This is a genomic window from Pseudomonas profundi, assembly GCF_008638305.1.
GTDB lineage: Bacteria > Pseudomonadota > Gammaproteobacteria > Pseudomonadales > Pseudomonadaceae > Halopseudomonas > Halopseudomonas profundi.
Map to the genome: position 1 here is coordinate 285,116 of NZ_VTPZ01000003.1, position 12,948 is coordinate 298,063.

The window sequence follows — 12,948 nt, forward strand, 5'->3', positions numbered from 1 at the left end:
AATTCCTTCAGGAGCGCCCCATGAATCGCAGTTATCACGCCGACACCATTGCGGCTATCGCCACCGCTCCCGGTCAAGGCGGTGTGGGCATAGTGCGAGTATCCGGACCCGGTGCGCTTGATGTGGCCAGCCAGGTTTCACGATTGCAACCGGTACCGCGGCATGCGCATTTCGGCACGCTCTGGACTGATGATCAGCCTCTGGACCAGGGCCTGACGCTGTTCTTCCCGGGCCCACATTCCTTCACGGGCGAAGATGTGCTCGAATTGCATGGTCATGGTGGTCCCGTCGTCATGGATCTGCTGCTCAAGGCCTGTATCGGATGCGGCGCGCGGCTGGCCCGACCCGGCGAATTCAGTGAGCGAGCCTTTCTGAATGACAAGCTCGACCTGGCCCAAGCCGAAGCCATTGCCGATCTGATCGAAGCGAGCTCCGAACAGGCGGCGCGCAATGCCGTGCAATCACTTCAGGGCGCCTTCTCGCAGCGGGTGCAGGGCCTTACCGAAGCACTCACCAATCTGCGTATCTACGTGGAAGCGGCGATCGATTTTCCGGAGGAGGAAATCGATTTCCTGGCCGATGGTCATGTACTCAGCCAGCTGCAGGACGTACGTGAAAGGCTGGCAAAAGTGCGTAGCGAGGCCGGACAGGGCGCGTTGTTGCGCGATGGCATGAACGTGGTGATTGCGGGTCGGCCCAATGCCGGGAAATCAAGTCTGCTCAATGCGCTTGCCGGGCGCGAAAGCGCCATCGTTACGGATGTCGCCGGCACCACGCGGGACATCCTGCGCGAGCATATCCACATCGATGGCATGCCACTGCACATCATCGATACAGCCGGACTGCGTGACACCGAGGATCTGGTGGAGAAAATCGGGGTTGAGCGAGCCATGACGGCGATAAACGAGGCTGACCGCATTTTGCTGGTGGTTGACGCATCACAGCCTGAAGCTCAGAACCCCGATCAGCTATGGCCCGAGTTTCTGCTGCAGCAGCCGGACCCCGGCAAGGTAACGCTGATCTACAACAAGACCGACCTGACGCAGGAGCCGGTAGGCCAGACGCAGGGCCAGGACGGCAGTGAATTACTGCATCTGAGCGCCAAGCAGGGCGCAGGCATCGACTTGCTGCGCGAGCATCTGAAAACCTGCATGGGTTATCAACAGACTGCGGAGAGCTTGTTCAGTGCTCGCCGCAGGCATCTGGAGGCGCTGGAGCAGGCTAGCGAGCATCTTGATCATGGGCATCGACAGCTGACCCTGATGGGCGCCGGAGAGCTGCTTGCAGAGGATCTTCGAATGGCACAACAGGCCCTGGGTCAGATCACCGGGGATTTCAGTGCCGACGATCTGTTGGGCAGGATTTTCTCCAGTTTCTGTATCGGCAAGTGAGCTGCTGCGCAGCCGCATGCAAAACATACGGCTGCGCACATATCACTCTTCGGATTGGTGTAGATAACTCACCGCCATTGACGCCATGGCCCGGGCGCCCACCACCAGCGCCTCTTCATGTACGAAAAACTCGGGGTTGTGATTGGGTGCAGCCTCGGCTGGATCCTGGTCTGGGGGCGTAACCCCGAGGAAAAAGTAGAATCCAGGCACCTCTTGCGCATAAAAGGCAAAATCCTCGGCTGCGCCTTGTAGCGGCGCCTGGCTGGTGCCACTTTCGGCAACCTGCTCCAGAACGGGTGCCATCATTTCGACCAGATCAGCGTCATTAACGGTGGGGGGATACATCGGAATGATCGAGACCTCCGCCGTTGCGCCGGCGCTTTCGGCAATCTTCTCTGCACTGGTTTTGATATCTCGGCCGACCTGCGCGCGAACATCCTCATCATAGGTGCGGATGGTGCCAGTCATCTCCACCCGCTCGGGCACAATATTGGGCCCGGATCCGCCATGGACAGAGCCTATGGTCACTACCGCAGGGGATTTGGTCAGATTAGCCTTGCGACTGACCACCGGTTGCAGCCCCATGATGACCTGCGCAGATGCCACGATTGGATCTACAGTGTTCCAGGGCATGCCTCCGTGGCCCTGCTTCCCGTTTACATTGATCTCCAGCATGTCGCTGCTCGCCAGGCTGGCACCTGTACGCCAGCTCAGCGACCCGGCCTTCCCGGGCATGACGTGCACGGCGAAAATTGCCTCGGGTTTGTGATCCTTGAACAGACCTTCCTCGAGCATCAGCTCGGCGCCCCAACTCTTTCCCTCTCCGGGCCTGACCAGGCTGGATCCTTCTTCGGCCGGTTGAAAAATAAACATGACGGTTCCCGGCAGGTCGTCCTTCATCTCCGTAAGCACCTCCGCCGCTGCCATCAGCATCGCGGTGTGCGCGTCATGGCCACAGGCATGCATGACCGGGGTCTCGTCACCGAAATACGTGCCGGTGGCCTGCGAGGCAAAGGGTAAGCCGTCCGGCTCCTCGATTGGCAAAGCGTCCATGTCCGCACGCAGCGCCACAGTTGGTCCCGGTTGCCCGCCCTTGAGAATCCCGACCACGCCGGTGCGGCCGACCTCTGTCTGCACTTCCATACCAAGCTCACGCAAGTGCTCAGCTACCAGGGCGGCTGTGCGGGTCTCCTGACCGCCAAGCTCGGGGTGTTGATGGATATCGCGACGCCAGGTAATCAATTGCTGTTCGACAGCGTCCGTTCGGTTGCGGATATCGGTCAGTACCTCTTCCGGCGCGGCCTGCGCGTGGCCGGCGAAAATGCTGGCAGCCAAAAACAAGGAGGCTGATAAGGGAAGTAATCGATGGGGAATCATGAAAGTGCTCCGGCTTGGTTAGCGTCTGTTTACCTTAGCTCATGGATACAAATGGCTCTTCACCGCTGAGTTGAATACTTATACTCAACCTGAAAACGCGGCATTGAACCCTGTGTACAACCGGGCCTGAGCCCGGTCCATAACCCTGTGCATGACTTGAGGTGAAACTGACCTGTGGATAAGACCGCTGGTTATACACAGGAAGCAGACCCATCCGGACAAGGGTTACCAGCAGGACGGCCACAACCTTATACTTCGTTCAAATCACTGATAGATCGAGGATTTATCCGGTTATCCACAGATAAGTGCTTCACCATATACAGTATTAACATAAAGCTTTTTAAATACTTGTCTTGATATATGTATTAACAACCGGAGCCTCTACAGGGCCAACGCCTTTGCTCAAAAAATAAACAGCTGCGGGCTGCATTTTTTTGACACTGGGCCTATAATCAGCCCCTTTTTCCGACGCCAGGGCTGCATCCTGGCAACGAGGTGCACTGTTGGATTTCCCGAGCCGATTTGACGTAATCGTGGTTGGCGGTGGCCATGCCGGTACTGAAGCCGCGCTGGCGGCTGCCCGTATGGGATCGAAGACCCTCTTGCTGAGCCACAATGTTGAAACGCTCGGTCAGATGAGCTGCAACCCGGCAATCGGCGGCATAGGCAAGAGTCATCTGGTCAAGGAAATCGACGCACTCGGCGGCGCCATGGCCCGCGCCACTGACCAGGCAGGCATTCAGTTTCGCGTGCTCAACAGCCGTAAGGGCCCTGCTGTCCGCGCCACCCGGGCGCAGGCTGATCGCGTTCTGTACAAAGCGGCGATCCGCCACGCTCTGGAAAACCAACCGAACCTGTGGATATTCCAGCAAGCCTGCGATGATCTGATCGTCGAACAGGACCAGGTTCGCGGTGTGGTCACGCAGATGGGCTTGCGTTTTCATTGCGACAACGTTGTGTTGACTACTGGGACCTTCCTCGGTGGCCTGATTCATATTGGAATGGATAACTACACTGGAGGCCGTGCTGGTGACCCGCCGGCCATCAGCCTGGCGGCACGGCTACGCGAATTGCCATTGCGCGTCGATCGGCTGAAAACCGGTACCCCACCGCGCATCGATGGCCGGACCGTGGATTTCAGTCAGATGACTGCCCAGCCGGGTGACACACCGATTCCGGTCATGTCGTTTCTCGGTGATGTCAGCGAACATCCGGAACAGGTCAATTGCTGGATTACCCACACCAACGAGCGCACACACGAGATCATTCGCAATAATCTCGACCGCTCGCCGATGTACACCGGCATTATCGAGGGTGTGGGGCCGCGCTATTGCCCATCGATCGAAGACAAGATCCATCGCTTTGCCGACAAGGACCAGCATCAGGTCTTCATCGAACCGGAAGGCCTGACAACCCACGAGCTGTATCCCAACGGCATTTCGACCTCGCTGCCGTTCGATGTACAACTGCAGGTGGTACGGTCGATCAAGGGAATGGAGAACGCCCATATCCTGCGTCCCGGCTATGCCATCGAATACGATTATTTCAACCCGCAGGATCTGAAGTATTCGCTGGAAACCAAGGTCATCGGCGGCTTGTTCTTCGCCGGTCAGATCAATGGCACCACCGGCTACGAAGAGGCCGCTGCGCAAGGGTTGTTGGCAGGTATGAACGCGGCGCGCCGGGCCCAGGGTCAGGAAAGCTGGTGTCCTCGGCGCGATGAAGCGTACATCGGCGTACTGGTTGACGATCTGATCACCATGGGCACGCGAGAGCCATATCGCATGTTTACCTCCCGCGCCGAGTACCGTCTGGTGCTCCGTGAGGACAATGCCGATCTGCGTCTGACCGAAAAAGGCCGCGAACTGGGGCTGGTCGATGACCATCGTTGGGAGCGGTTCAGTGCCAAGCGAAACGCTATTGAATTGGAGCAGCAGCGCCTGCGTACTACCTGGGTGCAGCCGACCAGTGACAGCGGCAGAGCTTTTGCGGAACGCTTCGCGACGCCGCTGAATCATGAATACAGCCTGATCGATCTGTTGCGCCGGCCCGAAGTGACCTATCCCGGTCTCTGCGAAGTCACCGGCCAGGTGGATATCGCTGCCGATGTCGCGGAGCAGGTCGAGATTCATGCCAAGTACGCTGGATACATCGAGCGGCAACAGGAAGAGATCAACCGTCTGCGCCAGAATGAAGAAACCGCGTTGCCGCTCGATCTGGACTACCAGGCGCTTAGCGGACTATCGAACGAGATCAAGCACAAGCTGGCCGACGTGCGGCCGCAAACGCTCGGCCAGGCATCCCGGATACCGGGTGTAACGCCTGCTGCCGTGAGTCTGCTGCTGATCCATCTGAAAAAACGCAGCGCTGTGGGTAAAAGCGGTCTGGCCAGGGAGGCCTGAACGCATGAGCGACCACGCGACGCAGCTCGCCGAAGGTGCGCGGCAACTGGATATCGCCTTGAGCAACGACCAGGCGCAGCAGCTGCTCGGGTACCTGGCTTTGCTCAACAAGTGGAACAAGGCCTATAACCTCACCGCCGTCCGTGATCCGGCGGAAATGGTCAGCCGCCATTTGCTGGACAGTCTCAGCATTCTGCCCTTCGTGGAAGGCGATCGCTGGCTGGACGTGGGTAGCGGTGGCGGAATGCCCGGGCTGATTCTGGCAATCATGCGACCGGACGCGCATTTCACCCTGCTCGACAGCAACGGCAAAAAAACCCGTTTTCTCACGCAGGCCAAAGTTGAGCTGAAACTGGCGAACGTCGCGGTGGTGAATAACCGCGTGGAAGCCTTCTCAGCCGAGCCGGCGTTTCATGGGATCGTGTCCCGGGCATTCAGCTCCATGGCGGATTTTGCCAACCTGACCCGCCACCTGAGTGATCGCCAGACGCGCTGGCTGGCGATGAAAGGCTTGTATCCCGATGAAGAGCTGAATGTCTTGCCGGATGATTTCGAAGTCCTGCGCAGCGAACAATTAGCAGTCCCCGGTTGCCAAGGCAGTCGACATCTGCTGATACTGCGACGGTTGATCCAGCCCGAATTGGCATAGCCTGGAAACGGATAGGAGGTCGGAGTGGGAAAGGTATTGGCAATGGCCAATCAGAAAGGCGGCGTCGGCAAGACTACCACCAGCGTCAATCTGGCGGCTTCGCTGGCTGCTACCAAGCGCAAGGTGCTGCTGATTGATCTCGATCCCCAGGGCAATGCCACCATGGGTAGCGGTGTGGACAAGGCTGATCTGGAGAACTCGGTGTATGAGTTGCTGACCGGTCAGTGCGAATTGAGCGAAGCTCTGCGTCACTCCGAATATGGTAAATACGACCTGTTGCCAGCCAACGGCGACCTCACAGCGGCGGAGGTGGAGCTGCTGGATTCGCAGGTCAAGGAGCATCGCCTGCGCAATGCACTGGCTTCCGTGCGCGACGCGTATGATTTCATTCTTATTGACTGCCCGCCCTCGCTGAATATGCTCACCGTGAACGGGCTGGTGGCTGCGGATGCGGTAATCATTCCGATGCAGTGTGAGTATTACGCACTGGAAGGGTTATCGGCTCTGGTCAATACCATTCAGCGTATCAGTGCGAAGCTGAACCCGTCGCTGCAAATCGAAGGCCTGCTGCGCACCATGTATGATCCGCGCAACAGCCTTACCCGGGAAGTATCTGCGCAGCTGACGACGCATTTTGGTGACCAGTTATACAAAACGGTGATTCCGCGCAATGTGCGTCTCGCTGAGGCACCCAGTTATGGCATGCCAGCACTCGCTTATGACAAGCAATCGAGGGGCGCGGTCGCCTACCTGGCCATGGCCGGTGAGCTGATCCGACGCAGTAAACAGGCTGATAAAGCCCGAGCCGTGACAGACGCAACCGAATAACAGGAAAAGGACGATACAGGCATGGCGGTCAAGAAACGCGGCTTGGGACGAGGGCTCGACGCACTACTGGGGCAACCGTTGCCCGCCAACCAGGATGTCGACAGTCAGGACCAGCAGCTCAAGGAAATTCCGATTGACTTGATTCAGCGCGGCAAGTACCAACCCCGCCGTGACATGGACCCCCAGGCGCTGGAAGAACTGGCCAACTCGATTCGGGTTCAGGGCGTCATGCAACCCATCGTGGTGCGTCCCATTGAAGGCGACCGTTACGAAATCATCGCCGGCGAACGCCGCTGGCGAGCTACACAGCTGGCTGGCCTGGATGCGATTCCTGCGGTTATCCGCGAGGTTCCCGATGAAGCCGCCATTGCCATGGCGCTCATCGAAAACATCCAGCGCGAGGACCTCAACCCCATCGAAGAAGCGATCGCGCTACAGCGCCTGCAACAGGAATTCGAGCTTACCCAGCAGCAGGTGGCAGACGCGGTGGGCAAGTCCCGGGTAACCATCACCAACCTCTTGCGTCTGATGTCCCTGGCAGAAGATGTCAAATTGTTGCTGGAGCGTGGCGATATCGAGATGGGTCACGCCCGGGCATTACTGGGTTTGCCTGCGGAACAGCAAACCCAGGCAGCGCGTCAGGTAGTGGCCAAGGGCTTGACCGTGCGCCAGGCCGAAGCACTGGTCAGGCAGCTGTTGAATCCGCGGCGTGAAGCATCCGAAACGCGTCAAAACCCCGATATAGAGCGTCTACAGCAGGATTTGGCGGAGCGGATCGGCGCAAACGTCAGCATCCAGCACGGCGCCAAGGGCAAGGGGAAGCTCGTTATCAGCTACAGTTCGCTGGACGAACTTGATGGCGTATTGATGCACATTAAATGAGTTGTAGCGCCACGGATGGTGGAATAGTTTCTCAACGAAATGCAGGGTTGCTGCAATCGAAACGGATTTCCCCTGTGCCTGTTGAACCCAGAGTTTAATCCACCTATACTCCTCGCGCTGTTTTGACTGGAGCAAATTGCACCAGTTTATTGCATTAATTAACCCGGAGATCAGGCCGAGGCTAATCACCGAGGCGGGAAAATGGACGCAAGAACGCCCAACAGAACCCCGTTTCATCGGTTGCCCGCATTTCCGGTTTTGGTAGCACAAGCAATTATGGCTGGGCTGGTTGCGCTGACCCTGTGGATTTTCCAGGGCCCTGTTTCCGCCTGCTCGGCTTTGTTGGGAGGGATGATAGCCCTCGTGCCCAACGCCTATTTTGCCTATCGGGTGTACCGCTACAGCGGAGCTCGATCGGCCCGTGCCATCGTCAGCGAACTGTATTCCGGCGAGGCAGGCAAACTGATATTGACGGCAGCGCTTTTTGTGCTGGTGCTATTGGCAGTGAAACCGCTTGAGGTCCCCGCGCTATTTGCCGGCTACCTCGCGGTGCTGGCAGTGGGAGCCAGCGCAATGCTGATCGTCAGAAGCTTTCCAAAGCATTAGTGTCTGAGGCAAATATGGCAACTTCATCAGCTGAGTATATCCAGCACCATTTGCAGAACCTTACCTTCGGTAAGCTGCCTGGTGGCTACGTTCGTGCGGACGGCAGTGTCGTCGAAGAAACAACCTGGACCCTGGCCAGGAGCGGCGCCGAAGCAACCGATATGGGTTTCATGGCGGTGCACGTGGACACCCTGGGTTGGTCCATCTTTATGGGTCTGATCTTCCTCGGTCTGTTCCGTTATGTAGCTGGCCGGGCCACGGTCGACACGCCCACTGGCGCGCAAAACATGGTCGAGATGGTTGTCGAATTCATCCAGAACATCGTGCGCGATACCTTCCACGGCAAAAGCCCCCTGGTGGCACCCCTGGCGCTTACCATATTTGTCTGGGTGTTCCTGATGAACTCCCTGAAGTGGATTCCGGTGGACTATATTCCGGGTCTGGCCCACGCATTGGGTCTGGATTACTTCAAGATCGTCCCGACAGCCGATCCGAACGGTACCTTCGGGCTGTCATTGGGTGTATTCATCCTGATTATCTTCTATAGCATCAAGATCAAGGGCGTTGGCGGCTTCGTTCACGAGCTGTCCTTCACCCCGTTCAAGCACTGGTCGTTGATTCCGTTTAACCTGTTCCTCGAAATCCTCGGCCTGCTGACCAAGCCGTTGAGTCTGGCGTTGCGACTGTTCGGCAACATGTACGCTGGCGAGGTGGTATTCATTCTGATCGCGTTGTTGCCCTTCTATCTGCAGTGGGGCTTGAACGTGCCGTGGGCTATCTTCCACATCCTGGTAATTCCGCTACAGGCCTTCATCTTCATGGTGCTGTCCGTGGTGTATTTGAGTGCTGCTCATGAGGATTCACACTGAGCAGCCGGAACCGTGTTCAACCAACGATAAACTTGAACTTCAACTTGAACCTTAGGAGTAATTATGGAACTCGTTATCATTGCTGCCTCCATCATGATCGGTCTGGGCGCTCTGGGTACTGGTATTGGCTTCGCCCTGCTGGGCGGCAAACTGCTGGAATCCACTGCACGTCAGCCTGAATTGGGGCCTAACCTGCAAACCAAGACCTTCCTGATGGCCGGTCTGCTCGACGCCGTGCCGATGATCGGTGTTGGTATCGCGATGTACCTGATCTTCGTTGTCGCTCCTGGTATGGGCGCCTGATCGGACGATTCGGAAACCCGGCAGGCAACCCCTGCCGGAGATGATCGTCTCGTTCATCGGGATACAACGAAATAGCACGAGGTAAATCGCTGTGAATATTAATCTGACGCTGTTTGGTCAAACGATTGCCTTCGCTATTTTTGTCTGGTTTACCATGAAGTACGTATGGCCGCCGATTACCCAGGCCATGCAGGAACGCCAGAAAAAAATCGCCGAAGGTCTGGATGCGGCTGGCCGCGCCCAGCGTGACTTGGGCCTGGCCCAGGAAAAGGCTTCCCAGACTCTGCGTGAGACCAAGGAACAGGCTACTCAGATCATCGAGCAGGCCAACAAGAGTGCCAACCTCATTGTCGAGGAAGCGAAACAGCAGGCACGTTCCGAGGGTGAGCGCCTGATTGCGGCTGCCAAGGTCGAAATCGAGCAGGAAATGAACCGCGCCAAGGATCAACTTCGTGCCCAGGTTGCCGTACTGGCTATCCAGGGTGCCGAGCAGATTCTGGAATCCGAAGTGGATCCCAAGGCCCACAGTGAGCTGGTCAACAAACTGGCCTCACAACTCTAAGCGAGGCGAGCTATGGCTACTACTAATACGCTAGCTCGACCTTATGCAAAAGCTGCTTTCGAAGTCGCTTCATCCTCCAATAAGCTGGATGCCTGGTCAGGCATGCTGGCTTTGGCGGGTGCGGTGGTCTCCGATGCAGCTTTTGGCTATAGGGTGCGCAATCCGGCAGTGACCGCAGAGCGCAAGGCTGAAGACCTGCTCATGGTTGGCGAAGGTCAGTTCGACGCGGAGTTCGGCAATTTTGTCCGGGCTTTGGCTGATAACGATCGATTGCTCCTGATTCCGGTTATCGCCGAGCTCTACGAGCAGCACAAGGCGGAACACGATCGCAGCATTGCAGTGGAGGTGGAAACCGCCTTCGAACTGAATGACGATCAACAGAAAACGCTGGCTACCGCGTTGTCGAAGCGGTTAGACCGCACAGTAACTCCCCATGTGACCATCAACCCGGCCCTTATTGGCGGTGTGTTGATTCGTGCGGGTGACTTGGTCATCGACGGTTCGGTCCGCGGCAAGCTTGCAAAGCTGGCCGAAACGTTGAAATCCTGATTTGAGGGACATGGCATGCAGCAATTGAATCCTTCCGAAATTAGCGAAATTATCAAACAGCGCATCGAGAAACTCGATGTGACTTCGCAGGCCCGGAATGTAGGCACGATCGTCAGCGTATCTGACGGTATCGTGCGTATCCACGGCCTAGCTGATGTAATGTACGGCGAAATGATCGAGTTCCCCGGTGGCTTGTACGGTATGGCCCTGAACCTGGAGCGCGATTCCGTCGGTGCGGTTGTACTGGGTGATTACCTGGGCCTGAGCGAGGGCATGACTGCCCAGTGCACAGGTCGTATCCTGGAAGTTCCAGTCGGCCCCGAACTGCTCGGCCGCGTTGTAGACGCGCTGGGTAACCCGATCGACGGCAAGGGTGTCATTGACGCCAAGCTGACTGATGCGGTCGAGAAAGTCGCTCCTGGTGTGATCTGGCGTAAGTCGGTTGACCAGCCGGTCCAGACTGGTTACAAATCAGTCGACGCGATGATTCCGATCGGCCGCGGCCAGCGCGAGCTGATCATTGGCGACCGTCAGACCGGTAAGACCGCCATGGCGATCGACGCGATCATCAACCAGAAAGATTCGGGCATCAAGTGTGTCTACGTCGCGGTTGGTCAGAAGCGTTCAACCATCGCCAACGTGGTGCGCAAGCTGGAAGAAAACGGCGCAATGGGTCACACCATTGTTGTCGCTGCTTCTGCTTCCGATCCGGCTGCGCTGCAGTTCCTGGCACCTTATGCCGGCTGCACCATGGGCGAATATTTCCGTGACCGTGGCGAAGATGCTCTGATCGTATATGACGATCTGTCCAAGCAGGCTGTTGCCTATCGTCAGATCTCCCTGCTGCTGCGTCGTCCGCCGGGCCGTGAAGCCTATCCGGGTGACGTGTTCTATCTCCACAGCCGCTTGCTTGAGCGCGCCTCGCGCATCTCGGAAGAGTATGTCGAGAAGCTCACCAATGGTGCTGTGACGGGCAAGACTGGCTCGCTGACCGCGTTGCCGCTGATCGAAACCCAGGCGGGTGACGTATCCGCCTTCGTTCCGACCAACGTGATTTCGATCACTGACGGTCAGATCTTCCTTGAGTCGAACCTGTTCAACTCGGGTATCCGTCCTGCGGTGAACGCCGGTGTATCGGTATCCCGTGTGGGTGGTGCTGCTCAGACCAAGATCATCAAGAAGCTGTCCGGTGGTATCCGTACCGCGCTGGCTCAGTACCGGGAACTGGCAGCATTCGCCCAGTTCGCTTCCGACCTGGACGAAGCGACCCGCAAGCAGCTTGAGCATGGTCAGCGCGTTACCGAGCTGATGAAGCAGGGCCAGTACGCGCCCATGTCAGTCGCGGATATGGCTATCAGCCTGTACGCCGCGGAAAAAGGTTTCCTGACCGACGTCGAGTTGAGCAAGATCGGCGCGTTCGAGAAGGCGCTGCTCGCTTACTTCAAGCGTGACAAGGCCGATCTGCTGGCCAAGATCAACGAGAAGGGCGACTACAACGACGAGATCGAAGCCGGTATCAAGTCTGGCATCGAGAACTTCAAGGCGACCCAGAGCTGGTAAGCCCATTGCGGGGTGCGACGCAGGTCGCATCCCGTATCGTGCGATGCAGCCACGGGATAACCTCAGAGGTGTGACATGTCAGGCGCAAAAGAGATTCGCGGTAAGATCGCGAGCATTAAAAGTACGCAAAAGATCACCAGCGCCATGGAAAAGGTGGCGGTCAGCAAAATGCGCAAAGCTCAACAGCGCATGGCTGCCAGCCGTCCATATGCTGAGCGTATCCGTCAGGTAATTGGCCATCTGGCCAATGCCAACCCGGAGTATCGCCACCCGTTCATGCAAGAGCGTGAAACCAAGCGGGTGGGTTATATCGTGGTCAGCACGGATCGTGGTCTTGCTGGTGGCTTGAACACTAACCTGTTCAAGGCGCTGGTTCAGAATATGAAAGAGTGGCGTGACCGCAACGTTGAGACCGAGCTGTGCGTTATCGGCAGCAAGGGCGCCGCGTTCTTCCGCAGTTATGGCGGTAACGTGGTAGCGGCCATCAATGGCCTCGGCGAGCAACCGACACTGAATGACCTGATCGGCAGCGTTAAGGTGATGCTTGACGGTTACCATGAAGGGCGTATCGATCGTCTGTTTCTGGTATCCAACAAGTTTGTTAACACCATGGTGCAGCAACCCCAGGTAGAGCAGCTGATACCGCTCGTTCCGGCTGACAAGGAAGAACTGCAGAAGCAGTGGGACTATGTCTACGAACCGGACGCGCGCGAGCTGCTCGACGGACTGCTGGTGCGGTATATCGAATCACAGGTCTATCAGGCGGTGATCGAGAACAATGCCAGTGAGCAAGCTGCCCGAATGGTTGCCATGAAGAGCGCTACGGATAACGCAGGGGACATCATCAATAACCTGCAACTTATCTATAACAAGGCGCGTCAGGCAGCAATCACTCAGGAAATTTCGGAAATCGTCGGCGGCGCCGCCGCGGTCTGACGCGACCCGGTCTAGCGATTACGGTTTCATACCA

13 protein-coding genes are annotated in these 12,948 nt (G+C 57.3%); 12 read left to right on the top strand and 1 reads right to left on the bottom strand.

What is annotated here, in order from left to right; genetic code table 11:
• Positions 1-20 precede the first annotated feature (20 nt).
• Complete coding sequence (gene mnmE, locus FZE95_RS06360; protein WP_150299997.1) at positions 21-1,391, top strand: tRNA uridine-5-carboxymethylaminomethyl(34) synthesis GTPase MnmE; 1,371 nt, start codon at positions 21-23, stop codon at positions 1,389-1,391.
• Between the two features lie 42 nt (positions 1,392-1,433).
• Here the strand turns inward: mnmE and FZE95_RS06365 are convergent, their stop codons facing one another.
• A complete protein-coding gene (locus FZE95_RS06365; protein WP_150299998.1) occupies positions 1,434-2,768 on the bottom strand; it encodes an amidohydrolase in 1,335 nt (444 codons plus the stop codon).
• 503 nt (positions 2,769-3,271) lie between these two features.
• Here FZE95_RS06365 and mnmG point away from each other — a divergent pair.
• The 11 genes from mnmG (at position 3,272) to atpG (ending at position 12,914) form a co-directional block, all read left to right on the top strand.
• Complete coding sequence (gene mnmG, locus FZE95_RS06370; RefSeq protein WP_150299999.1) at positions 3,272-5,170, top strand: tRNA uridine-5-carboxymethylaminomethyl(34) synthesis enzyme MnmG; 1,899 nt, start codon at positions 3,272-3,274, stop codon at positions 5,168-5,170.
• A 4-nt stretch (positions 5,171-5,174) separates the two neighbouring features.
• A complete protein-coding gene (gene rsmG, locus FZE95_RS06375) occupies positions 5,175-5,819 on the top strand; it encodes a 16S rRNA (guanine(527)-N(7))-methyltransferase RsmG (RefSeq protein ID WP_150300000.1) in 645 nt (214 codons plus the stop codon).
• Positions 5,820-5,843: 24 nt separating this feature from the next.
• Entirely contained in the window at positions 5,844-6,647 is an 804-nt protein-coding gene (locus FZE95_RS06380) for a ParA family protein (RefSeq protein ID WP_150300001.1), read from the top strand.
• Positions 6,648-6,668: 21 nt separating this feature from the next.
• Complete coding sequence (locus FZE95_RS06385) at positions 6,669-7,529, top strand: ParB/RepB/Spo0J family partition protein (RefSeq protein ID WP_150300002.1); 861 nt, start codon at positions 6,669-6,671, stop codon at positions 7,527-7,529.
• 201 nt (positions 7,530-7,730) lie between these two features.
• On the top strand, positions 7,731-8,135 hold the full coding sequence (locus FZE95_RS06390) for a F0F1 ATP synthase subunit I (RefSeq protein ID WP_150300003.1): 405 nt from the start codon (positions 7,731-7,733) through the stop codon (positions 8,133-8,135).
• Between the two features lie 14 nt (positions 8,136-8,149).
• Positions 8,150-9,004 carry a F0F1 ATP synthase subunit A gene (atpB, locus tag FZE95_RS06395; protein ID WP_150300004.1) on the top strand — a complete coding sequence of 285 codons (855 nt, stop codon included), beginning with the start codon at positions 8,150-8,152 and terminating at the stop codon, positions 9,002-9,004.
• 63 nt (positions 9,005-9,067) lie between these two features.
• Positions 9,068-9,307, top strand: a complete 240-nt coding sequence (gene atpE, locus FZE95_RS06400) for a F0F1 ATP synthase subunit C (RefSeq protein WP_150300005.1) — start codon at positions 9,068-9,070, stop codon at positions 9,305-9,307.
• Positions 9,308-9,398: 91 nt separating this feature from the next.
• Positions 9,399-9,869: a F0F1 ATP synthase subunit B gene (locus FZE95_RS06405; RefSeq protein ID WP_150300006.1), complete on the top strand. Its 471-nt coding sequence runs from the start codon at positions 9,399-9,401 to the stop codon at positions 9,867-9,869.
• A gap of 12 nt (positions 9,870-9,881) precedes the next feature.
• Positions 9,882-10,418: a F0F1 ATP synthase subunit delta gene (locus tag FZE95_RS06410; protein WP_150300007.1), complete on the top strand. Its 537-nt coding sequence runs from the start codon at positions 9,882-9,884 to the stop codon at positions 10,416-10,418.
• A gap of 15 nt (positions 10,419-10,433) precedes the next feature.
• Positions 10,434-11,978 carry a F0F1 ATP synthase subunit alpha gene (gene atpA, locus FZE95_RS06415; protein ID WP_150300008.1) on the top strand — a complete coding sequence of 515 codons (1,545 nt, stop codon included), beginning with the start codon at positions 10,434-10,436 and terminating at the stop codon, positions 11,976-11,978.
• Positions 11,979-12,053: 75 nt separating this feature from the next.
• Complete coding sequence (gene atpG, locus FZE95_RS06420; protein ID WP_150300009.1) at positions 12,054-12,914, top strand: F0F1 ATP synthase subunit gamma; 861 nt, start codon at positions 12,054-12,056, stop codon at positions 12,912-12,914.
• Positions 12,915-12,948: the final 34 nt, after the last annotated feature.